Source organism: Bradyrhizobium frederickii (assembly GCF_004570865.1).
Classification (GTDB): Bacteria; Pseudomonadota; Alphaproteobacteria; order Rhizobiales; family Xanthobacteraceae; genus Bradyrhizobium; species Bradyrhizobium frederickii.
In genome coordinates this window covers 88,882-112,014 of sequence record NZ_SPQS01000013.1, presented here as the reverse complement: position 1 = coordinate 112,014, position 23,133 = coordinate 88,882, and the positions used below count along the sequence as shown (strand labels likewise).

Below are 23,133 nucleotides of genomic sequence, written 5' to 3'. Positions count from 1 at the left end.
GTGTTTTTAACCGGTCGTATAAAACACTAGCGCATGGCGGTAATCCGATCTAGCGGCTTCTTGTCAGATCTATGTCGCGTTTGGAGAGAGGCTGTGGGGATGCGAATTCGCGCATCGATCCAAAGGCCGCATCAATACATGCCAATCAATTCGCCTCGCGGTGTCTGGCCTTGTCAGCGTTTCGCTCTAGGGCCGGTCGCAGCGGCGTTCGGGCTCGTGTCAGCGGATCGGGAACGCGGCCTGCCTTGCCCACTTGTTCGGGCAGGCGAGTGCCATGCCTCAAGCAGCATCTTGAGAAACTGGCTGGCGTGAGGCGACAGGGTCGCCCCGCGCCTCCGCACGATGCCAATCGTCCGCGATACTTCCGGCTCGATCAGGCGAAGGGTGTGAATGATCGGATGGCCGGCCGCAGGGGTCGCCAGCTTCGGGAGCACGGCGATGCCGAGGCCCGCTTCGACCAGGCCAAGCGAACCGGAGAGGTGAGCGACTTCATAGGACCAGTTCAGTTGCAGGCCGTGTCGCGCCAGCGCATTGTCGATCAGAGCACGATTGCCGCTGTTGCGACCGACGGTGATGACCCGGTGCGGAACGATCTCCGGCCAGCTCACCTGCTTGCGCGATGCCAGCGGATGGTCGTGGCGGCAGGCCAGTACGAAGGGGTCCTCTAGCAGCTTCTCGAATTCGATTTCGGCATGCGACGCACCGATGAAATTGATGCCGAAGTCGGCTTCGCCGCGCGCGACCGCTTCCAATCCCTCATTGGCACCGATGTCGAGAATCCGGATGCGAATGCGCGGATAGGCCTCGGCAAACCGGCCGATCGCACGCGGCAGGAAGTAGAACACCGCTGTCGGCACCGCAGCCACCGAGACCAGGCCTGAGCTTCGCGCGCCGATATCCTGGATGGCGAGCACCGAGGTCTCAAACTCGTCGATGAGGCGGCGCACCTTCGGGAGGAAGTCACGGCCGGTCATGGTGAGTTTGACGTGGCGTGTCGATCGCTCGAGCAATGGTGCACCGAGGCTTTCCTCCAATTTCTGAATACGCCGGCTGAGCGCCGGCTGCGACAAATTCAGCGCTTTGGCGGTCCGGACAAAGCTTCCCGTCTCGGCGACGGTGATGAACGCCTTGAGGTCCAGCAGTTCCGCGTTCATTGGCAGTCTCCAATTATACCGATATACGAAATAATACCTCGGATCTTTGCATTTAACAAAAGAGTTCCGCCGAGCGATGTTCTGACCCGCGCGAAAATGTCGCCGGACGGAAGAGCTCCATGAACGATCAGATTGCCATTCCTTGTGTGGTCATGCGCGGCGGCACCTCGCGCGGACCGTTCTTCCTGGCCAGCGATCTTCCGGCCGACGCAAGATCTCGCGACGCGGTTCTTTTGTCCGTGATGGGAAGCGGACACGATCTTGGAATCGACGGGATCGGCGGCGGCAATGCCGTCATCAACAAGGTTGCGATCGTCGGGCCGGCCACGGTGCCCGGTGCTGATGTCGATTACCTATTTGCCCAGGTGCGAGTTCGTGAAGGCATCGTCGACACTTCGCCGAACTGCGGAAATATGCTTGCGGCGGTGGGGCCGTTCGCAATCGAAGCCGGTCTGGTCGCCGCCACCGCAGATCGCACCCATGTGCGCATCCACAATGTCAACACCGGCAAGCTGATCGACGCGACAATTGCCACACCTGGAGGGCAGGTGACTTACGAGGGCGAGGCGCGGATCGACGGCGTACCGGGAACGGCCGCGCCCATCGAACTGTCGTTCCCCAACGCGGCCGGCGCACGCACCGGCCGTCTGCTGCCGACGGGACGAGCGGTCGACCGCATCAGGGGAATAGATGTGACCTGCCTCGATGCGGCGATGCCGGTCATGCTGGTCCGCGCGGCTGATCTGGGATGGAGCGGCCGCGAGGCGCCCTCCGACTTTGCCGACAGCGGTTTCCGCGCGCGTCTCGAAGACTTGCGGATCGAAGCGGGACGTCGGATGGGCTTTCCCAATCCCGCGAACATGGTGATCCCGAAACCGGTTCTGATTGCGCCCGCAAGCGCGGCGACGTTGAACGTCAGGTACTTCATGCCGCACGACTGCCATAGCGCGCTGGCGGTCACCGGCGCTGTCGCGATCGCCACGGCGTGCGTCACATCAGGAACGGTCGCTGCAGAGATGGTCGGACCGCTGGCGCCGCCGGTGCCGATCGCGCTCGCCCATCCCTCCGGCCAACTCGTGGTCAGGCTTGAGCCCGGCCCGGTTGCGCGGGTGCTGCGGACAGCCCGGCGAATCTTCGAGGGCCACGTCTTCGCCCGCCGGTCACACGTGCCTCAGTCGGTGCTGGCGGCCTGACGCCCGCGCCTGCGAAGCCATCACAAAAATATCAAAGCCATGGGAGAAAAGAGAATGCAGAAGGAAGCGCTGGTTGGGCACTCGATCATCGAGGCTCGGAAGCCATTCTACCGGATTCTCTACGTCCAGGTGCTGATCGGCCTCGTGCTGGGTGTCCTCACGGGCCATTTCTGGCCCGAATTCGGCGCCGCGCTGAAGCCGTTCGGGGACGGCTTCGTCAAGCTAATCAAGATGATGATCGCGCCGATCGTGTTCTGCACCATCGTCAGCGGCATCACCAGCATCAGCGATTCCCGCGAGGTCGGCCGCACCTTGGTGAAATCCATGGCGCTGTTCTATCTGTTGACGGTGCTCGCACTGTTGGCCGGGTTGATCGCGGTGTCATTGATTCAGCCGGGCGCCGGCATGCATGTCGCCGTCAGCACGCTGGATCCGTCGGTGGCTGCGAAATTCACCAAGCAGGCCGGTGCGAGTGGATTTACGGACTTCGTGCTGCACATCATTCCGCATTCGTTCTTTGGAGCGTTCGCCGACGGTGAAGTGCTGCCGGTCCTGTTGATCTCCATCCTGATCGCTTTTGGCCTCAGCCGTGCCGGCGATGGGGGCGCCGTGGTGACGAAGGCGGTCGCCTCGTTCTCTCACGTACTGTTTATGTCGTTCGGTCTCATCATGAAGCTGGCTCCGCTCGGCGCCTTTGGCGCCATGGCGTTCACGGTAGGCCGCTATGGCATCCGTTCGATCGGCTCGCTCGGACTGCTGATCCTGACGTTCTATATCGCCTGCTCCGTGTTCGTGGTCGTCGTGCTTGGTACGCTGGCGCGGCTGAACGGCTTCAGCCTGTGGAAGACCATCCGCTACTTCAAGGAAGAATTGCTGATCGTGCTCGGCACGTCGTCGTCGGAGCCGGCGCTGCCTGGCGCGCTACGCAAGCTGGAACAGCTCGGATGCCGCAAGGGAGTATCGGGCCTCGTGCTGCCGATGGGCTATTCGTTCAATCTGGACGGCAGCGCGATCTATCTCACCCTGGCGTCCATGTTCATCGCTCAGGCCTGCGACATCCATCTGTCGTGGGGGCAGATCGCGGCAATGCTCGGACTGATGCTGCTGACCTCCAAAGGGGCGGCCGGCGTCACCGGCAGCGGCTTCGTCGCGCTTGTCGCGACGCTTTCGGTGATGCCGGATCTGCCCGTGACCGGCGTGGCGCTGCTCGTCGGCATCGACCGCTTCATGTCGGAGGCGCGGGCGCTGACCAGCATGATCAGCAATTGTGTCGCGTCCATCACCATTTCGCTGTGGGAGAACGCCTGTGACCGAGAGGTGTTGGCCCGTGAACTAGGACAGAATGGCCGTGTCGAGCTTCCGGTTGGGACAAAGATCGCCGGGGCGACAGTGATGCGGGATGACAACAGCTGGGTTTCAACGACGCAATCGGCCGCGTGATGGCCATCTTCCGATGAAATCGGCCGCAGGTATTGGTTTCGAACGCGAACCTGTGGCGGCAACCCAACAAAGCGACCGCGATCACGCTAGTTCGACTTGGCGTTTTCCCTGACGCCTTCCTTGGCATTGTCCGCCGTCGGCGATCCGTCCTGCGCGGGGCGCTTCCCGCCCCCGGTGATGCGCTGCTTCAGGAGATCGAGGAAGGGCGACGCCGCGGGCGACTGCCGGATCAGGCTTTCGGGGTCGGGGAAGATCAGCGGATCGTCCCAGGGGCCCTGCACCATGAAGGGCAGTTGAAAGCCGGACGCCGTATTGAGGCTCGCCACGCCCTTCATGTCGTATTCGCGCGTCGGCACCGAGGCGGTGCCGGTCAGCGTGATCTTCGCCGCCGGCCCTTCGATTCGGATGTCCTCGGCGGTGGCGATCCCGTCGGAGAATTTCACCGCGATGGTGAGGTTGTTATACGGCGTCGAACCGTTGCGGAAATTGCCGCCGCCCGACAGCGGACGCCGCTCCAGGCGCTTCAGGAGCTGCTCGGCGTTGAAGCCCGAGATCGCGCCGTCATGCCCGGTGATGGTGGCGCTGCCGTCGAGTGACTGCACGAGGCCGAACGGGCTCGAGCCAGAGGCGAACAGCGACACGTTGATGTTGCCGCGACCGGACAGCTTGTTGAGGCCGAACAATTCGGTGGCGCAGGCCTGGAGGTCGACGTCGGTGAACTGGAATTGCGCCTTGATGTCGGCGACGGTGTCGGAGCGCGCGATGCCGAACGAGCCCTTGGCGATCCCGCCATAGACCTGCGCCTCGCCGACCGAGAGCGCCAGCGTGCCGTTGCGCAAATTGGCGCCGATCGCGGTGCGGCCGAGCCTGGTCGGCCCGACCGTCAGCCTTGCCGCCGACAGGCGCATGTCGAGGTCGGTGGTCGACAATCCCTGGAGATCGAACAGCTGCCTGTTCCAGTCGCGCGCCCCGCTCGCCAGCAGGCGGAAGGTGGAGATATAGGGCGTGAAGTCGAGCGCGTCGGCGGCAAGCGTCGCCTGCAACGTCTGCCGGCCGTTATTGGCGTAGGTCATGACGCCCTCGGCGGCGTTGCCGTCGAGCTCGACATTGACGTTGGTGAGCGCGATCGAGGCGCCGACGACGTTGGCGCGCGCCTTCAGCGCGAAGCGGCCGAAGCCGCCGCTGGCGGGCTGCGGCTGCCCGGTCCAGCGCAACGCGTTGCGCAAGGAGGGGCTGTCGATCGTCAGCGTACCCTCCATCATCGGGCTGGTGCGGTTGGCGACGCTGCCGTCGAAGGCGAGCTTGAGCGGCGCGCTGGCGATCCGCGCCTTCAGACCCGATCGCTCGCCGGAGAGGGCGGCGACGAAATCGGAAAAGCTGATCGAGCCGTCGACGCGCTCGCCGCGCCAGTCGAACTGTCCCGTCGCGGCGAAGGAGCGCGAGATCGAGGGCCAGGCCAGCGACAGGTCGATGTCGCGGAGCTGCTCGGTGGCGTGGGTGGCTGCGTCCGCGTAGGCGAGCACGCCATCCTGGATCCGGATTTCGGAGAACGAGACCTGATTCTCGGCCCCGGGCTTCATGGTGCGCGCGATGGTCTGGATGAAGGGCGTCCAGTTGCTCTCACCGTCCGGCTTCAGGCTGACATGGATGCGCGGCCGCAGCAGCGTCAGGTCGGCAATCTCGAACCGCCGCAGCAGGAGCGGCAGCAGCCGCAGATTGGCGGTGAGCACGTCGACATGGAGCGCGGAATCGCTGGTGCCGCCGCCCTTGAGGCCGACGTCGTGGAAGGAGATGTAGCTCGCCGGCAGCACGGAGATGTCGATGCTGCCCGCGACGTTGAGCTCGAGCCCGGTGACGTCGCGGATCTGCGCTTCGACCGCCTTGCGCAGCGCGTCGCGGTTGATGAGCCAGGAGGTCGCGATCAGGGCGATCAGCGCCACGCCGAGCAGCGCCGCGATCGGCGTCCCGAGGCGCTTCATTCCTTGGGCCATGGTCAATGGCGTGTCCTGATCGGGTTGGTCGTTGGAGCCGGAAGGGCGGGTCGGGAAACCTGCGCGGCCACGCCCAAGCCCTATTATGTTAAGTCCCGCAACTTGATGGGTTTTCTTGTCGCTTTCAAGGCCGTGGACGGTTCTGCCCACGGCGTGGGCAGCTTCTATCACCCGGACGCGGTGCGGAGAACCCCGTATCATTGACGGCTTTGGAGGATTTCGCCTAATAATCGCCGCCAATACGGCGCGTCGCCTCCAAACCGAAGGTTCAGTCGAAGGTAATTTGTATGAACAAGGTCTATCCCGACGCCAAGTCGGCTCTCGACGGCATCTTAAAAGACAACATGATGATCATGTCGGGAGGTTTCGGCCTCTGTGGCATCGCCGAGGAGCTGTCGGATGCGATCCGCGAGTCCGGCGTCAAGGGCCTGACGGTGGTCTCCAACAATGCCGGCGTCGACGGCATCGGGCTGAGCCGCCTGCTGGAAACGCGCCAGATCAAGAAGATGATCTCGTCCTATGTCGGCGAGAACAAGCTGTTCGCCCAGCAATTCCTCGCCGGCGAGCTGGAACTCGAATTCAATCCGCAAGGCACGCTCGCCGAGCGCATCCGTGCCGGCGGCGCCGGCATTCCGGCCTTCTACACCAAGACCGGCGTCGGCACGCTGATCGCCGAAGGCAAGGAAGTGAAGGAGTTCGACGGCGAGAAATATCTGATGGAACGCGGCCTGTTCGCCGACCTCGCCATCGTGCATGCCTGGAAGGGCGACACCGCCGGCAACCTCATCTACCGCAAGACCGCGCGCAACTTTAACCCGATGATGGCGACCGCCGCCAAGATCACGGTGGCCGAGGTCGAGCATCTGGTTCCGGCCGGTGAACTCAATCCCGACCACATCCACACGCCCGGCATCTTCGTGAAGCGCATCGTCGAGGTCGGCACGGCCAAGAAGCGCATCGAATTCCGCAACACCCGCCCGCGCCCGGCAGCTTGAGATCAGGAGAATCAGATGGCCTGGACCCGTGAACAGATGGCCGCGCGCGCCGCGAAGGAATTGCGCGACGGCTATTACGTCAATCTCGGCATCGGCATCCCGACGCTGGTCTCGAACTACATTCCGGATGGCGTCGACGTCAGCCTGCAGAGCGAGAACGGCATGCTCGGCATGGGACCGTTTCCCTATGAGGACGAGGTGGATGCCGATCTCATCAATGCCGGCAAGCAGACGGTGAGCGAGCTGCCGTCGACCTCGTATTTCTCGAGCGCGGATTCCTTCGGCATGATCCGCGGCGGCCACATGGACCTGTCGATCCTCGGCGCCATGCAGGTGGCCCAGAACGGCGATCTCGCCAACTGGATGATCCCCGGCAAGATGGTCAAGGGAATGGGCGGCGCAATGGACCTCGTCGCCGGCGTCAAGCGCGTCGTCGTGGTGATGGAGCATTCGGCCAAGGACGGCCCGAAGCTGCTGAAGAAGTGCAATTTGCCGCTGACCGGCGAGCGCGTGGTCGACATGGTCGTCACGGATCTCGCCGTCTTCACCATCGACAAGCACGGCAATGGCGGCATGGCGCTGATCGAACTCGCCGAGGGCGTCTCGCTCGACGAGGTCAAGGCCAAGACCGAAGCGGAATTCCGCGTGGCGCTGACGAACACGTAAGCGAGAAACGCTGGGGCGCGCATCACAATAGGGCTGCGCGTCCTTACGATTTTGGTTCAGCGATCAGGTCGGGCGACGACAACTTAATGGTCGAAGCACCACGGCTGCTCGGACGATGTGCCCATGCCTTCAAGCGGGGCCGCTCGGCACCTCGGAGAACCGGGTCAACCAGACCACCGGACCGATGCTGGCGGCGATGATCAGGAGGGCCGCAAGCGCGCCGTCCTCGAAATTGCCGCGGCTTGCGAACTGGTAGATCGACGTCGACAGCGTTTCGACGTTGAGGGGCCGCAAGAGCAGCGTTGCCGGCAGCTCCTTCAGGCAGTCGACGAACATGATGATGACGGCGCCAAGCATCGCGGGCCGGAGCAACGGCAGATAGATCTGGCTCAACATGATCGCCTGGCCCGCGCCGACCGAGCGCGCGCTCTCGTCATAGTCGCGCGGAATGCTGTCGAACCCGGCCTTGATCATGCCGACCGGCACGGCCAGAAAACGAATCGTGTAGGCGATGACGACGGCCGTCCCCGAGCCGACCAGGATCAGCCCGGGCAGCGAACGTCCCGTCCAGGCAGCGACCGCACTCAGCGCGTTGTCGACCGCCAGTACGGGGGTCAGCAGACCGAGGGCAATCACGAGACCCGGCAGCGCGTAGCCGGTCTGCGCGATGCTCATCGCCACATATCGCAGAGGATCCGGCCGAAAGCGGTGCGCGATCGTCGTGGCGAGCGCAAGCATCAGCGCCACGAGCGTCGCGAGCGCTGCATAGGCAAACGAATGGAAGGTGTGGCGCCACAGGAGCGGGTCGAAATTTGCAAGCAGTCCGCGACCGAGAGCCTGATGCGCCAGATAGAACAGCGGCACGACGAAGCCGATCAGCACCGGCAGCGCGCAGACCGCAAACGCGATCCACGCTCTTGCGCCCGAAAGCGGGGTTCGCTGCCTCACATGCGGGCTTTCGGCCGAGAATTCGGCGTTGGCGTTGCGACGGCCGTAACGCTCCATCGCGATCAGGCCGGCGACGATCGCAAGCATCAGGCATGCGAGTTGCGCCGCACCGGCGAGGCTGCCGCGGTTGAGCCAGGTGGTGAAGATCGAGACCGTCAGCGTGCGGATGCCGAGATACTCGCTGGCGCCGATGTCGTTGAGCGTTTCCAGCGCGACCAGCGCCACGCCGACCGCGAGCGCCGGCCGCGCCATCGGCAGTGAAACCCGCCAGAAAACGGTCCATCGGCCGGCCCCCAGCGTCGTAGCCGCCTCGGCGAATTCGGCAGACTGAACCTGAAACGTCGCACGCGCCGACAGATAGACGTAAGGATAGAGCACGAGCCCGATCACGAAGATGGCGCCCGGCAGCGAGCGCAGGTTGGGCAGATGGCCGAGGGCGTCGTGCAGCGGCAGCCAGATCGCCAGGGTGCGATGCACCAGGCCGAGCGGTTCGAACAGGTCGGCATAGACGTAAGCCGCAAGATAGGTGGGAATCGCCAGCGGCAGCGGCATCAGCCACAGCAGCATGCCCCGGCCGGGAAAATCGTGGCGCGATATCACCCATGCAGTGCCGGCGCCGATCAGAAGTGTGAGCGCGCCGACCCCGACAAGCAGGAGGGCGGTGTCCAGGAGGGCAGCAGGCAGCACGTAGTTGATCAGGTCGTGCCACACATCGGGCGCCGGCTGCAAAGCCAGCGAAACGATCGAGATCACGGGCGCCGCGACCAGGATCGCGGTTGCGATCGCGATTGCGGTCGCGGCGCGCCCGGCGTGGGCGCGGCCTCTCAAACGAGGCCGTGCGCCCGAAGCTTCTGCCAGTTTGAGAGACGAGGGCCGCCAGAGATCAGTTGTCAAAGCCGACCTTGTCCACCAGCGAGGCCGCAGCCTTGCGGTTGGCAGCGATCTTTGCGATCGGCAGCGGATCTGGGCCGAGATTGCCGTAGCCCGCGATGGTAGAGTTGATGGGGACGCCGCTCCGAACCGGATATTCGTAGTTCTGGTCGGCATACATCTGCTGCGCCTGCTCGCTAACGAGCCACTCGATCAGCTTGATGCCGTTGGCCTTGTTGGGCGCGTGCTTGGCGAGCAGCACGCCGGAGAGGTTGACGTGGGTGCCGCCGCCCTCGAAGGTCGGCAGGATGACGCGGGTCGCCTCCGCCCACGGCTTCTTCTCGGGATCGTTGTTCATCATCAGCGCCCAGTAATAGGTGTTGCCGATGCCAATATCGCACTTGCCGGCGGCAACGTCACGCGCGGCTTCACGATCGCCGCCCGACGGCTTCTGCGCGAGATTGGCCTTCACGCCGCGCAGCCATTCCTCGGCCTTGGCTTCGCCGTGCTTGGCCGTGTAGGCCGCGAACAGGGCGTTGTTGTAGATGTGCTGGCCCGAGCGAATGCAGATCTTGCCCTTCCACTTGGGATCGGCGAGCTCCTCATAGGTAATCTTGTCCTGCTTGACGCGATCCTTCGAGGCATAGATCACGCGCGCGCGCATGGAGATGCCGGCCCAGTGTCCGTCCGGATCGCGATACTGCGCCGGCACGACCTTGTCGACCAGCTCCGACTTGATCGGCTGGGTGACGCCCGCCTGCACGGCCTCGTCGATGCGGCCGATGTCCACCGTCAGCAGCACGTCGGCCGGACCGTTGGCGCCTTCCGCCTTCATGCGCTGCTCCAGACCTGAGCTCGCGGAGACGACATTGACCTTGACGCCCGTATCCTTGCTGAATGCGTCGAACAGCGGTTGGATCAGCTTGGTCTCGCGATAGGTATAGACGTTGACTTCGCCATTGGCGGCTGCTTTCGACGCGAAGGATAAGGTCAGGCTCAATACCGCCGCGGAGGCGGCGAGGACGCGAAGATCGATCATAAGGGCTGCTCCAGGCGGGCGATTGACGCCAGATTGAGTAGCGCAGGCGATGCGACAACGTCAGCGACCCGATGTCGCGAGAAGCACGACTTAGAGCGATTCCAATATCTATTATTAGATCGATTCTAATCGACGAGACGTTGACGGGAAAACGTATGCGCGCCGCTATGATTATGATCTTGCCGCCCACACCTTGCTCCAGCGCGCCGATACGCTCGCCACCCACGACGTCTCCTCGCGCACCAGGCGGAAGCCGAGATTGGCGGGGGGCACGCCCTAGGCGCAGCCGCCGGCGCGGGCGTCGCGGATGAAATCGGTGACATAGGCGCGGTGCGCACCCTCGGCGACGCGCACGCCGCAGTTCACGGTCGGGCGGCCGGCATTGCCTGAAGCGTCGACGCGCGAGCGCACGAAGCAGGTCGACGTCCACTCCCAGACATTGCCGCCAAGATCTTCGATGCCGTGTTCGTTCGGGCCGAACTTGCCGAACGGATAGGTCTTGGTGTCGGCGAGGTCACGCTCGGATTCGCGCTCATAGCGCCTGATCCAGCGCTTGGAAGGATCGTTCGCATCGACCGCAAGACCGTCGTCCTTGAATCTGGAGCCGGCGGCAAAGGCCCATTCCTCATCGCTCGGCAGCCGGTAATGGTGGCCCGTCTTGCGCGACAGCCAGCCCGCATAGGCCTAGGCGTCGTGCCAGTTCACCTGCACCGCAGGGCGATCGGGGGCGACCGCCACGTCGCGCCCGCCTGAACGGCCGAACCATGACGGCTTGCCGGCGTCGACTGGGCGGTGGCAGTATTGCCTCGTCGAGGGCAAAATCGGACATGGCGATGCCACTGATCAAGATCTGGGTTTATGAAGGAATCCTCGCCTCGAGCGTTGCCGGAATGATCGACGTCTTCACGGCGGCAAACTGCATCGCGGGCGGACGCCGGACATCGGGGAAGCCGGCGCCATTGCGATGGCGCATTGAGTCGATCGACGGCCGGGAGGTTCGGACCGCGTCGGGCCAACGCATCGATGTTGATGGACCGATCAGCACACGTTCGCCGGCTGACGCCGTCGTCGTGCCGGGCCCGTTCGTCCCCGACGTGGAAGGATTCCTGAACCGGAAGGAGCTGGTCACACCGCTGATCGAGGCCTTGCGCCGGCAGCATCAGCGCGGCGTGCTGCTGGCATCCTATTGTACGGGGAGTTTCCTGCTGGCCGAGGCTGGCCTGCTCGACGGCTCCGTCGCGACGACGCATTGGGCGAGAGGCAAGACGTTCGCGCAGCGCTACCCCAATGTCGACCTACGCATCAACGACATCATCACCGAGCAGGACGACATCATCTGCAGCGGCGCGGTGACGAGCGCTCTCAATCTCGCGCTGCGCATCGTCCAGAAGCTCGTCGGCGCGGAGGTCGCCGCGGAAACCGGCAAGCTGATGCTGATCGACGGCAACCGGGTGGCGCAGTCCTCCTACGCGAGCATGTCAGAGAATCACCATTCCGATGCGCTGGTGTTGCGCGCACAGCGGTGGATGGAAAGATCGCTCCAGCGCGGCTTCAGTCTTGGCGAACTCGCGCGTCAGTTGGCGGTCAGCGAGCGAACCCTCAATCGGCGTTTCAAGCGAGCCATGGGCAAGACGCCGCTGCACTATCTGCAGAGCCTGCGGATCGACGTTGCCAAGCGGCTGCTTGAAACCAAAGATTTGACGATGGATGCCGTGAGCCAGCGCGTCGGCTACGGCGATCTTTCCACATTCCGGCGCCTGTTCAAGCGCGAGACCGGTCTGTCGCCGCGAGACTACCAGCGGCGCTTTTCACGCCGTCATCGGCACCGCGTCGCCGTTGCCGCCTGAGGGCGTGTCCGAAATACCTTCGAAAATGGCGATATCGCCACTGCCGCCGGCCGGGCATCGCGTCCTAGAACGGCTCATGCGCGTCGCAACCAGCGGGCGCCGCGGGATGAGTGCAAGGAGGCTCAACCATGCCGATGATCGATCTGACAATTCCAGAAGGGGCCTTGAAGGCCGAGGCCGAAGCTCGCCTGGTGAAGGAGCTCGGCGACATTCTGATCGGACACGAAGGGTTCGACCCGGCAAGCCGGGTGGCGCAAAGTGTTACGGTCGTCTTCCTGCACAGGCCGGCCGCAATCTTCGTCGCAGGCGCGCCGTCCGAGAGGCCGCGCTACCGGATCGTGCCTTCCGTTCCCGAAGGCCAGTATACCGATGCCTCGCGCAAGGCGCTCGTGAGGGACGTCACCGAGGCGGTAGCTCGTGCGGAAGGAGGCAGCTTCGACGACGTGGCACCACGCGTCTGGGTGTTTCCCACCGAGGTCGAAGATGGCACATGGGGCAGCCGCGGCGGCATTCACAGGATGGCCGACATCCACGCTTTCATCGCCGGTCAGCAGGAACGCAACGTGGGCGAGGAGCGCCTGGCACGGCGACGCCACAGCAAGGCCATGGCGCTGCTGGAGGGCGTGCTCGACGCCACACGTAGCGCGCAGTCAGCCGACCAGCGCTCGTCACGACCTGGATGACCAGCTCTTGCTGAGACGTCCCGATACGCTCGCCACCCACGACGTCTCCTCGCGCACCAGGCGGAAGCCGAGATTGGCGGGCGGCACGCCCTGGGCGCAGCCGCCAGCGCGGGCGTCGCGGATGAAATCGGTGACATAGGCGCGGTGCGCACCCTCGGCGACGCGCACGCCGCAGTTCACGGTCGGGCGGCCGGCATTGCCTGAAGCGTCGACGCGCGAGCGCACGAAGCAGGTCGACGTCCACTCCCAGACATTGCCGGCAAGATCTTCGATGCCGTGTTCGTTCGGGCCGAACTTGCCGAACGGATAGGTCTTGGTGTCGGAGAGGTCGCGTTCGGATTCGCGCTCATAGCGGCTGATCCAGCGCTTGGAAGGATCGTTCGCATCGACCGCAAGACCGTCGTCCTTGAATCTGGAGCCGGCGGCAAAAGCCCATTCCTCATCGCTCGGAAGCCGGTAGTGGTGGCCCGTCTTGCGCGACAGCCAGCCCGCATAGGCCTCGGCGTCGTGCCAGTTCACCTGCACCGCAGGGCGATCGGGAGCGACGGCCACGTCGCGATCGAGGGCGCGGCAGGCGCCGTCCTGCACGCAAAGCTGATAGTCGGATGACGAGACCTGGTTTCGCATGATGTGCAGCGGCCGGTCGACGCGCATCGCGCGCAGCGGCGCTTCCGCCTGCTGCCCGCCGCGTGTGAAATCGCCGGCCTCGCGATAGGACAGGCTGCCCGGCGCGACCCTGGCGATCGCAGGCTCCCTCGCCGTGCCGCGGACTGCCATGGTCGAAACCAGCGGTGCCATCGCGATCGGCCCTGCGAGCCCGGCGGCGCAGGCGAGTGCCAGTTTGAGCTTGAATGCGATCAGCATGGTCATTCCTCGAAGAAAGAAGGGGCCGGTGATAACCGGCCCCTTGTCGCGTTTAGTTGGTCTTGGGAGCCGGTATTTCGGCAGGTGCCTTCACCTGGGTCATCAGATCGTCGTTCCACTTGCCTTCGACCTTGAAGTGCGCGGTGGCGCCAAGGTCTGCGGCTTCGATCAGATTGTGCGTGACGTAGGCGTAGATGCCGGGCTGTTGGAACTTGTACAGCGCAGCTCCCGCCGAGCCGCCGCGGATGAACCAGGTCTCGAGCCCGACTTCAGGTGCATTGCCGAACTTGCCGGTCTCCCAGACATAGTCGCCATGGCCGCCGATCAGATGCGGACGGCTGTCGCGATTGGCCTGCGAATGCACGATCAGGACGTTGTCTCCAACCTTGGCGGTGAGCGCATTCTTGCCGGTGAGCGCGCCGACCTTGCCGTTGAACACGACATGGGAAGGGATCAGCTTCTTCATCACCTCTTCGGTCTCGGTGAAGGCTTCGCCCGGCGAGTCGTAGGATTTGAAATTGCCCTTCTCGTCGCGCGGCACGTACATGTCCTGCTCGCCGATATAGAAGATCTTGTCGTACTTCAGGGCGTGACCCTTGCCGTCGTTCAGTCCGTCGCGCGGCAGCACCATCACGGCGCCGTTCATGCCGGAGACGACGTGCCAGGGGATCATCGGACCACCCGGTGCGCAGTGATAGACGAACACGCCGGTCTTGGTCGCCTTCCAGCGCAGCACGACCTGCTCGCCGGGGTTGATCAGCGTCAGTTCGCCGCCGCCGAGCGCGCCGGTCGCGGAATGGAAGTCGATGTTGTGCGGCATGGTGTTGGTCGCGGGATTGACCAGCGTCAGCTCGACGTAGTCGCCCTCATGTACGACCATGAGCGGTCCCGGCATCGAGCCGTTGAACGTCATTGCCTGGAAGGTGGTGCCCTTGTCGTCGATGACGACCTTCTTTTCCTCGACCGTCATCGTGAACTCGACGATCTTGGGGCCCTGGGTCGTGGCCTGCTCGTGCGCGTGCACGAAGGGCGGAGCGACCAGCTCTACCTTCTGACGCGGCAGCTTGAGATCGCTGGCGGCGAAAGCCGGGGCCGCCAGCATCAAAGCGGTCGCGGCGGCGCTGATCAATGCGGCTCTGCGGGTGAACATCGGAAGCATCCTTCATCTGAAAAGGTTTGATGACGGAATGCAGTGTGCTCCGATCTCGGGGATGGTGTTTGCGCTGCAACAAGGTTTTGCCGGATTCAGCTCCGCAACAGCACCTAGCTGTCTCAACGGAGCAGGATCGGCGCGCCACGTTAACCGCATCCGATGGCGTGATGCGGATGTCGCGGCCGAGTGACCAGCGGCCGCACGGCGGCGCCGACATTTCTGACGCGCCACGGATCGTTGCCGACGCGTTCGGCGCCTGCGGCCTTGGAGAAGACGCGACTAGAACAGATGCTTGGCAAGCCAGACCGCTGCCCAGATCGCCAGCGACAGCACGGCGAGGACAGCGATGACGGCGGCCAGGGCGCGCGCGGCGCCGGCCGGAGCCGGTGCGACCGGGGTCGGGCGGAAGTCGTCGAAACGCGGGATATGGCCGCGGACGTCGAGCAGGGAAAGGATCAGTTCGAGTGCGAGAAGCCTCATGGCAACGCTCCGGATGGCCGCACGAATGTTCTGATCATGGCCGGGAACCGGCCGCCGGGCTTTGCGCGAGCGCAAAGTCCCTTCGGCGCATCCGGGTTAATTGAACTCATTCCGTGATTTGCCGTGATGTCTGCACACGGCCGAAATTTACGAATGGGTAAGATATGAGAGCTGATCTTGCGGCGAGCTACGGCGAGGAGCGATTGCCACGCTACACGAGCTACCCGACCGCGCCCCATTTCTCGACGGCGGTCGGCCCGGACACCTACGCCCGTTGGCTGGCGGAGCTGCCCGCGGGCGCCAGCGCGTCCCTCTATCTCCACGTGCCGTTCTGCCGCGAGATGTGCTGGTATTGCGGCTGTCACACCCAGATCGCCCGCCGCGACGAGCTCATCGCCGGCTATCAACGGACGCTGCGCAGCGAGATCGCGCAGATCGCCGAGACCATCGGCCGCCGCATCAAGGTGGAGCACATCCATTTCGGCGGCGGCACGCCGACGATCATGGCGCCGGAGGCTTTCGCCGAGTTGATGGCGACGATGCGCCAGAAGTTCTTCGTGCTGCCCTCGGCCGAGATCGCGGTCGAGATCGACCCCCGCACCTTGACCGCCGACATGGTCGAGGCGATGCGGCTCTCCGGCGTCAACCGGGCGAGCCTTGGCGTGCAGAGCTTCGATCCCGTGGTGCAGCGGGCGATCAATCGCGTGCAGAGCTTCGAGCAGACGGCCTCCGTGGTCGACATGCTCAGGCGCGCCGGCGTCGCGGGAATCAATTTCGACCTGATCTACGGGTTGCCGCACCAGACCGTCGCATCGTGCCTGGATACGGTTCGGCGCAGCCTCACCCTCGCGCCCGACCGCCTCTCCGTGTTCGGCTACGCCCATGTGCCGCAGTTCAAGAAGCACCAGCGCATGCTCAACGAAGCCGTGCTGCCAGACGGCCTCGCGCGGCATGACCAGGCTTGCGCGATCGCCAATGCGCTGAAGGAGGCCGGTTACGTGCAGATCGGGCTCGATCATTTCGCCCGGCCGGGCGATGCCATGGCGGTGGCGTTCGAGGAGGGGACGCTGCGGCGCAATTTTCAGGGCTACACCACCGACAAGGGTGAGGTCCTGCTCGGCTTCGGCGCCAGCGCGATCGGGCATTTGCCGCAGGGTTACGTCCAGAACGAGGTGCAGATCGGCGCCTATGCGCAGAGCGTCGCCGCCGGCCGTCCCGCTACCGCGAAGGGCTATCGGCTCACCGACGACGACCGGCTGCGCGCCGACATCATCGAACGCATCATGTGCGAGTTCAGCGCCGATCTCGGCGACATCTGCGCCCGCCATGGCGCCGAGGCCACGGCGATGTTGCGCTCGGCGGCGCGTTTGAGGCCGCTGATCTCCGATGGCGTCGTGAGGCTGGAGGGCAATCGCCTCGCAGTCGCAAAAGACTCGCGCTTCCTGGTTCGCAGCGTCGCCGCCGCGTTCGACGCGCATCTCAACCCGGCAAAGCAGCTGCACAGCCGGGCGGTGTAATTCGTCATTCCGGGGCGCGCGCAGCGCGAGCCCGGAATTCTTTTCTGTACGTCATCCGCCGCCCGATGGATTCCGGATTCGCGCCAAACGGCGCGCCCCGGAATGACGAGCTGAGGGAACCGGCAACTGCTTGCGCTCCAACAAAGAAAGCACCACCCCCGCCGTTATCGTCATCTCCGAACGGAGTTGTCCATGTCCTTTGGATCCGACGATCTGGTCGATGACATCATGCGTACGGCGCCGCACACCATCCGCGTGTTTCTGGCCTTCAGAATGGCCTGTGTCGGTTGCCCGATCGCAACCTTCCACACGGTGGATGATGCCTGCCGCGAGCATGGCATCGACCGCGAAAAATTCCTCGCCGCGCTGGTCGATCGCGTGCCGGCGTGAAACGGTCTGGAATTCGCGCGGGCGCGCGTGGATTCTCGGGTGAGGGGCGGCTTTCGCCGTAAGCGGAAGCCCCCACCCCTATCTTGGACGGAGGCGCCTTGGTGCGGCCGTCACGCCGCCCCGCTGTCTGCGCTCCGCTCCGCCAACACCACGATCCCGTGCGGATCGCGCAGGATGATGCGCTGACGGCCGCTTTCGACGAGGCCTTGGCTCTCCCAGCCGCTGAGGATGCGGCTGACTGTGTGCAGCGTGGTGCCGGTCATCTGCGCGATGTCCTGGCGGCTGATCGGGAAGTCGATCTCGATGCCGTGGTCGAGCTTCTTGCCGGACTGCTTGGCGAGGCGCAGCAGCGCATGCGCGACGCGCTGCTCGACCTGCTGGGTCGACATTTCCAGGATGCGGGTGTGGCTCTCCTGGAGGCGCGTGCCGACGGTCTGGAGCGTGTTGGCGGCAAGCGAGGGAAATCGCTCGACCAGCCGCGGCCAGGCCGAGGTCGGCCAGATCAGCACCACGCTGTCGTCGACTGCGGTCGCGGTCGCCGGGTATCGCGCGGCGCCGATCGCCATGGCAAGCCCGAACGTTTCGCCGGGCGCGACGTAGCGCACCACGATCTGCTCGCCGGTCGGCGTGGTCTTGGCCGCGCGGACGTGACCGTGCAGCAGCAGGAAAAAGGACTGCGCGTCCGCGCCCTGCTCGAAGATGGCACTGTTCTTGGGATATCGCGCCGAACGGGCCTCACGCAGGATCTCGTCCAGAGCTTCTGGTGTGAGCCCGGCAAACAGCGGCAAATGCGCAACCAGCGATGTGTCGACCTTGGCCATTCTGCCTCCTTGGCGTCGGGAGTGTGATGGCACCTGCAATCGTTCGATAGTTTGCGATAGCGCAAAACGCGACGATCGGTTGGCAGTATTTTTCCAGGCAACGGACTGAAATTCATTGGAGTTGACCCTATGGCTGGCGCCCGATCCCGCAACTATGAGGGCTGGCCGCTGTTTGCGCACAGTTTTCGGCCTTTCTTCCTGCTCGCCGCGATCCAGGCGGGATTGTCGATCCTGGCCTGGCTGCCGATGTTCTATGGCGAATTGTCGGTGAGTTCCGCATTCGCGCCGCGCGACTGGCACGTCCACGAAATGCTCTACGGCTTCCTGCCGGCGGTGATCACCGGGTTCCTGTTCACGGCCATTCCGAATTGGACCGGCCGGCTGCCGATCCAGGGCACCTCGCTCGGGGCGCTGGTGATGGTCTGGCTTGCCGGGCGGGTCGCGGTGACGCTGTCGGCCGATACCGGCTGGGCGTTCGCGTTGGCCGTCGACGCCGCCTTCCTGGCGCTGGTCGTCGCCGCCGCGGCGCGGGAGATCATCGCAGGCGGCAACTGGCGTAACCTGCCGGTGGTGGGGCTGGTGTCCGTTCTGCTCGCCGGCAACGTCGCTTTCCATCTCGAGGCGCATTACCAGGGCGCGGCCGATGTCAGCATCCGCGTCGGTATCGGTGTGGTCGTGCTGCTGATCACGCTGATCGGCGGCCGCATCATTCCGAGCTTCACCCGCAACTGGCTGGTCAAGTTCAATCCCGGCCGTCTGCCGGTCCCGTTCGGGCGCTTCGACGGCGTAGTGATCGGATGCAGCGCGCTCGCGCTCATCTCGTGGGTCGTGGTGCCGCTGAATGCCGTCACTGGTGTGCTGATGGCGCTTGCCGGCGGGCTGCATCTGGTGCGGGTTGCGCGCTGGGCCGGCGATCGCACCTTCCGCGAGCGGCTGCTCGTGATCCTGCATGTCGGTTACGGGTTCGTGCCGTTCGGCTTCATCCTGCACGCCATTGCGGTGTTCGGAGCGCTGCCGGCGAGTGCAGGCATCCACGCCTGGATGACCGGCGCGGCGGGAACCATGACGCTCGCGGTGATGACCCGCGCAAGCCTCGGCCATACCGGACAGGCGTTGACGGCTTCGCCGGCGATCCAGGGAATCTATGCCGCGGTCATCATCGCGGCTCTGGCCCGGGTCGCGGCCGTGATGTTTCCCGCGCACAGCTATGTGTTGTTGCACATCGCCGCCTGCGGCTGGCTCGTCGCGTTCCTCGGATTTGCCGTCGCGTTCGGCCCGCTCCTTGCCGGCAGCCGTCGGCGCGCCCTCGCCATCATGGGCGTGCCGGCTCCGGCGCGCTGACTCATGCGGCGCTCGCCGAGGGCGCATCGGCCGGCGGTGCCGTTGGCCTCACGCCCTTGCGCCAGTCGGTGATGGTGCAGCCGAAGCGGCCGCGGAACCAGCGTGCCATGGCACTCTGCGCGGAGAAGCCAAGCTGCATCGCGATGTCGCCCAGCGGCCGTCCAGGGTCGTCGATCAGCTGAGTGACGAGATCGGCGCGTTGCGCATCCAGGATTGCCGAGAAGCTGGTGCCCGATGCGGCGAGATGGCGGTGGATGGTGCGGCGGGTGCAGGCAAGATGCTCGGCGACGCGCTCGACGGTGCAGTCGCCGGTAGCGAGCAGGGTCCGCACGACCTCGTCGACCTTGCCTTCCCAACTTGCCGGCCGGGTCTCGATTGCCTCGATCCGCTTGCGCAGATATGTCGCGATCAGGGGATGCGCGCCCGGGATCCGGCGCTCCATGTCGTGCGCCGACAGCAGGATCGCATCGTCCTCGGCGTTGAAAGTCACGCGGCAGCCAAAGAAGTCGCGGTAGCGCTTGCGGTCCTTCGGTGGCGGATAATGCAGATGCACTTCCTGCGGCCGCCAGTCATGGCCGAACAGCGATTGGATGATGCGGTGGACGCTGCCGAGCGCCATGTCGATCGACTGGCGCGGCGCGCTCGGCTGCCGGCCGCGCAGATGCAGCGTGACGGTCACGGTCTGCCTGCCGCGCGTCACGTCCAGCCGCATGCCGTCATGATGGATATGGATGAAGCGCGAGAACGCTTCGATCGCTTCGCCCACGGTCGCCTGCTCGCGCACGATCAGGCCGACCGCGCCGAAATTGGTCAGGCCGCCGCGCTCGGCGAGACGCAAACCGAAATCTTCGGCGCCGGACGCCGTTGCCGACAATTCGAGCAGACGGCGCAGGCCGGTGACGGCAATGGGAGTGTCGGGCTTGTCGAGACAGGCCAGCGGCAGCCTGGCCTTGCGCATCATCTGTCTGGGATCGAGCCCCACCGACCGGGCAATTTCCGGGTAATAGCTCAAGCCTGCGCTGCGAACGAGGTCGGTCATGCGAACCGTTCCTGCCAGCCATTCCCGCAGATGTCCCGAAATGTAAAGTTTCTGTCTCGTTCCGTCAAATCCAGGAACCGGGCGGAACATACATAGGGGAAACCGAGGCACTGGCGTGAATGCCGTGCTCATGACGGCGCGGCGTGGCGATGGGGCCTGCTTTCCGTCTCGGACCATTTGACCAAGACATTGCTGGATCGGGATTATGCCGGGAAACACGCTTTCCAAGGGTGAGGTATTTGTCATCGAGACTGACGCGGCCTCCCGCGAACAACTTTCAGCTGCGCTCCAACAGAGCGCTTATGACGTGATCTGCTTCGCTGACAGTGCGTCTCTGTTGTCCGAGGCAAAGGCGCGGATGCCGGCCTGCGTACTGATGGAGCTGCCGTCCGATCGCTCCGGCCTCGACATGCTCAGGCGGCTGCGCCAGGAAAACTGCATGGCGCCGGTGCTGGTAACCTCGGCGAACGGTAGCATCGCCTTGGCGGTTGATGCCATCAAGAGCGGCGCGGCGGACTTCATCGAAAAGCCGTTCCGCACCCATGACATCGTCGGCCGGATCGATGCCGCCATCGATGAATTCGCGCAGCCGCGCACGAGCCGGCAGGGCTGGCTGCCCGGCTGCGAGCCGCTGACAGCGCGCGAAGCCGACGTGCTCGAGCACCTCGCCGCCGGCCTGACCAACAAGGAGATCGCCCGCCGCATGCATCTGAGTGCGCGGACGGTCGAAGGTTACCGCGCCGGCATCTTGAAGAAGGCCGGGGCCAAGAACGTGACCGATCTGCTCCGACGCATCTTCGGCCAGGGCTCGCCGACCCAGGCTTAAGACCCGCCGGATCGCCATACGTTCCGCAGCCTTGGTGCCGCCGCAACGGTGCCCAACGGAAACCCCAATCGAACCGGTTCCTTCCCTGCCGCGTCCAACCATCTTGGCAAGGCATCTTTCGCGCGTCCGGCTGGTGGCGCGTCGATATCGGCAGGGAGGAATTTCATGCGCATCACCGCAAAATGTCTGGCAACCACGAGCCTGGTCCTGGTGACCACGGCCCTCGCGGTGCCGTCATGGGCCGCCGAATTGGACGCCAATTCGGCGATCGACACCGTGACGGTCTATCCCGATGGCGCCACCGTCACCCGCATCATCGCGCTGGACCTCGCCTCCGGCGACTCGACCCTGGTCGCCAGGGATTTTCCGCTCTCGCTCGATCCGTCCTCCCTCCGCGTCGAAGGCGAGGCGGGCGCCAAGCTCACCATCGGCACGATCGATGCCCGGCCGCCGCGGGCCACGCCGCCCGTCAACCTGTCCGAGCTCGACAAGCGCATCGAAGCGCTGAGGGATCAGCGCGCCGACCTGCAAGGGGCGATCGACTCGGCGAACGCAAGGCGCAGCTTTGCCCAGCGCTTTGCCGAAGCCTCGCCCGCAGGCCTCGGCGACAAGGGCGAGGCCCGGCCGATCACCGAATGGCGCGCGGCCTTTGCCGCGGTCGCCGAGGAGACCGCGACCGCCGACACGACGATCCGCGACGCCACGCGAAAGCAGCGTGAGATCGACCGCCAGATCGCGCAGCTCGAGGCCGAGCGCTCGGCCAAGCCGCCAAGCAAGCTGGAGGTGCGAATCGACGTCGCCTCGGCCGCCGCGACCAAGGCGACGCTGCGGGTGACTTACGCCGTGCGCAACGCACGCTGGGTGCCGCTCTACGACGCCCGGCTCGACACCGGCGCCAAGGATCGCAGGCCGCAGCTCGAACTCGTTCGTCGCGCCGAGATCACGCAGTCGACCGGCGAGGACTGGTCGAATGTCGCGCTCGGTGTCTCCACGGTGCGTATCGGGCGTGGCGGCAGTGCGCCGGAGCTCGGCTCGCTGGTAGCGCAATATCCGCAGCCGCCCAAGCCGCTGGCGCTCGGCACCGCCTCGGACCTGGCGCGGCCTGCACCCATGACGCGCCAGGCCCAATCGCCGGCGATGGCCAAGATCGCGGAGGCGTCCGAGTCGCGCGAACGCGCCGACGAGCAGCAGGCGGTGGCCGAGATCGGTGGCTTCCAGGCGACGTTCAAGATTCCCGGCCGCGTCAGCCTCGGCGCCGCGGAAGGAGCCAAGAGCATGCGCATCGCGGCCATGACGGTGCCCGCCGAACTTGCCGTCCGCGCCGCGCCCGTGCTGGACCCGACCGCCTTCCTCGAAGCCAGCTTCAAGCAGACCGACGACACGACCCTGCTGCCTGGCAAGGTCGCGATCTATCGCGACGGCGTCTTTGTCGGTCGCGGCAAGATCTCGGCGTCGGCCAAGGACGACATCGTGCGGCTCGGCTTCGGCGCCGACGACAAGGTCAGGATCGAGCGCGCCGTGCTCAAGCGCAATGAAGGTTCGGCCGGCCTGCTGGTCACGACGTCCAAGACCGACGAGCGTTCGTTCAAGACCACCATCCGCAACGGTCATGATTTCCCGCTTCGCGTTGCCATCGAGGATCAGTTGCCGGTCAGCGAGAGCGAGGACATCGTCGTCGAGATGGTGCCGTCGACCACGCAGCCGACCGCGAGCAACATCCGCGACAAGCGCGGCGTGCTGGAATGGTCGTTCGACGCCAAGCCCGGCGAAGTCCGCGACATCAACTTCGCCTGGCGCATCCGCTGGCCGAAGGACAAGAGCATGGTGATCGTGCCGGCGGGGTAGCCACCACGAACGAGGTGTGCACTCCCTCTCC

Annotated in this window: 20 protein-coding genes and 1 pseudogene; 11 read left to right on the top strand and 10 right to left on the bottom strand. The window is 65.0% G+C overall.

The genetic code is table 11. The features are described from left to right. Positions 1-173: 173 nt before the first annotated feature. Positions 174-1,154 (bottom strand): LysR family transcriptional regulator, encoded by a 981-nt coding sequence (locus E4K64_RS22935; RefSeq protein ID WP_135165546.1) that lies wholly within the window; start codon positions 1,152-1,154, stop codon positions 174-176. Positions 1,155-1,273: 119 nt separating this feature from the next. Here E4K64_RS22935 and E4K64_RS22930 point away from each other — a divergent pair, with 119 nt between their 5' ends. Further along, positions 1,274-2,347, top strand: coding sequence for a 4-oxalomesaconate tautomerase (locus E4K64_RS22930; RefSeq protein WP_135165545.1), 1,074 nt, complete (start codon positions 1,274-1,276; stop codon positions 2,345-2,347). 54 nt (positions 2,348-2,401) lie between these two features. Continuing rightward, entirely contained in the window at positions 2,402-3,787 is a 1,386-nt protein-coding gene (dctA, locus tag E4K64_RS22925) for a C4-dicarboxylate transporter DctA (protein ID WP_135165544.1), read from the top strand. Between the two features lie 86 nt (positions 3,788-3,873). Here dctA and E4K64_RS22920 read toward each other — a convergent pair whose 3' ends face one another. After that, positions 3,874-5,778, bottom strand: a complete 1,905-nt coding sequence (locus E4K64_RS22920) for an AsmA family protein (RefSeq protein ID WP_167772212.1) — start codon at positions 5,776-5,778, stop codon at positions 3,874-3,876. A 287-nt stretch (positions 5,779-6,065) separates the two neighbouring features. On the opposite strand from E4K64_RS22920, the gene E4K64_RS22915 reads away from it, so the two are divergent. Further along, a complete protein-coding gene (locus E4K64_RS22915) occupies positions 6,066-6,773 on the top strand; it encodes a CoA transferase subunit A (protein ID WP_135165543.1) in 708 nt (235 codons plus the stop codon). A gap of 15 nt (positions 6,774-6,788) precedes the next feature. Next, positions 6,789-7,439: a 3-oxoacid CoA-transferase subunit B gene (locus tag E4K64_RS22910; RefSeq protein WP_135165542.1), complete on the top strand. Its 651-nt coding sequence runs from the start codon at positions 6,789-6,791 to the stop codon at positions 7,437-7,439. A 129-nt stretch (positions 7,440-7,568) separates the two neighbouring features. Here the strand turns inward: E4K64_RS22910 and E4K64_RS22905 are convergent, their stop codons facing one another. From E4K64_RS22905 to E4K64_RS22895, 3 genes and pseudogenes are all read right to left on the bottom strand, one after another. Then, positions 7,569-9,215, bottom strand: a complete 1,647-nt coding sequence (locus E4K64_RS22905; RefSeq protein ID WP_135165541.1) for an ABC transporter permease — start codon at positions 9,213-9,215, stop codon at positions 7,569-7,571. A 55-nt stretch (positions 9,216-9,270) separates the two neighbouring features. Beyond that, positions 9,271-10,296, bottom strand: coding sequence for a Fe(3+) ABC transporter substrate-binding protein (locus E4K64_RS22900; RefSeq protein WP_135165540.1), 1,026 nt, complete (start codon positions 10,294-10,296; stop codon positions 9,271-9,273). A gap of 171 nt (positions 10,297-10,467) precedes the next feature. Continuing rightward, a pseudogene (locus E4K64_RS22895) lies at positions 10,468-11,052 on the bottom strand (formylglycine-generating enzyme family protein); the annotation flags it as partial. A 134-nt stretch (positions 11,053-11,186) separates the two neighbouring features. Here E4K64_RS22895 and E4K64_RS22890 point away from each other — a divergent pair. Together E4K64_RS22890 and E4K64_RS22885 are read left to right on the top strand one after the other, a co-directional pair. Then, a complete protein-coding gene (locus E4K64_RS22890) occupies positions 11,187-12,143 on the top strand; it encodes a GlxA family transcriptional regulator (RefSeq protein WP_235884751.1) in 957 nt (318 codons plus the stop codon). Positions 12,144-12,271: 128 nt separating this feature from the next. Further along, the gene (locus tag E4K64_RS22885; RefSeq protein ID WP_135165539.1) at positions 12,272-12,826 is read left to right on the top strand and encodes a tautomerase family protein; all 555 of its coding nucleotides are present in this window, start codon (positions 12,272-12,274) and stop codon (positions 12,824-12,826) included. Here E4K64_RS22885 and E4K64_RS22880 read toward each other — a convergent pair. From E4K64_RS22880 to E4K64_RS22870, 3 genes are all read right to left on the bottom strand, one after another. Then, positions 12,812-13,690, bottom strand: a complete 879-nt coding sequence (locus tag E4K64_RS22880) for a formylglycine-generating enzyme family protein (RefSeq protein WP_135165538.1) — start codon at positions 13,688-13,690, stop codon at positions 12,812-12,814. The two genes, E4K64_RS22885 and E4K64_RS22880, sit on opposite strands and share 15 nt — an antisense overlap. 52 nt (positions 13,691-13,742) lie before the next feature. Then, positions 13,743-14,840, bottom strand: coding sequence for a copper-containing nitrite reductase (nirK, locus tag E4K64_RS22875; protein WP_167772203.1), 1,098 nt, complete (start codon positions 14,838-14,840; stop codon positions 13,743-13,745). A 282-nt stretch (positions 14,841-15,122) separates the two neighbouring features. Beyond that, on the bottom strand, positions 15,123-15,323 hold the full coding sequence (locus tag E4K64_RS22870) for a hypothetical protein (protein ID WP_135165536.1): 201 nt from the start codon (positions 15,321-15,323) through the stop codon (positions 15,123-15,125). Between the two features lie 164 nt (positions 15,324-15,487). On the opposite strand from E4K64_RS22870, the gene hemN reads away from it, so the two are divergent. Then, positions 15,488-16,840, top strand: coding sequence for an oxygen-independent coproporphyrinogen III oxidase (gene hemN / locus E4K64_RS22865; RefSeq protein WP_135165535.1), 1,353 nt, complete (start codon positions 15,488-15,490; stop codon positions 16,838-16,840). Between the two features lie 192 nt (positions 16,841-17,032). Then, on the top strand, positions 17,033-17,230 hold the full coding sequence (locus E4K64_RS22860; RefSeq protein ID WP_126258824.1) for a DUF1858 domain-containing protein: 198 nt from the start codon (positions 17,033-17,035) through the stop codon (positions 17,228-17,230). Positions 17,231-17,340: 110 nt separating this feature from the next. On the opposite strand, the gene E4K64_RS22855 is transcribed toward E4K64_RS22860, so the two are convergent. After that, entirely contained in the window at positions 17,341-18,051 is a 711-nt protein-coding gene (locus E4K64_RS22855) for a Crp/Fnr family transcriptional regulator (RefSeq protein WP_135165534.1), read from the bottom strand. Between the two features lie 129 nt (positions 18,052-18,180). Between E4K64_RS22855 and E4K64_RS22850 the strand changes: the two genes are divergently transcribed. Beyond that, positions 18,181-19,392 (top strand): NnrS family protein, encoded by a 1,212-nt coding sequence (locus E4K64_RS22850; RefSeq protein ID WP_135165533.1) that lies wholly within the window; start codon positions 18,181-18,183, stop codon positions 19,390-19,392. Position 19,393: 1 nt separating this feature from the next. On the opposite strand, the gene E4K64_RS22845 is transcribed toward E4K64_RS22850, so the two are convergent. After that, a complete protein-coding gene (locus tag E4K64_RS22845; protein WP_135165532.1) occupies positions 19,394-20,431 on the bottom strand; it encodes an AraC family transcriptional regulator in 1,038 nt (345 codons plus the stop codon). A gap of 205 nt (positions 20,432-20,636) precedes the next feature. Here E4K64_RS22845 and E4K64_RS22840 point away from each other — a divergent pair, with 205 nt between their 5' ends. After that, positions 20,637-21,257, top strand: coding sequence for a response regulator transcription factor (locus tag E4K64_RS22840; RefSeq protein ID WP_135165531.1), 621 nt, complete (start codon positions 20,637-20,639; stop codon positions 21,255-21,257). 165 nt (positions 21,258-21,422) lie between these two features. Then, positions 21,423-23,102: a mucoidy inhibitor MuiA family protein gene (locus E4K64_RS22835; RefSeq protein WP_135165530.1), complete on the top strand. Its 1,680-nt coding sequence runs from the start codon at positions 21,423-21,425 to the stop codon at positions 23,100-23,102. Positions 23,103-23,133: the final 31 nt, after the last annotated feature.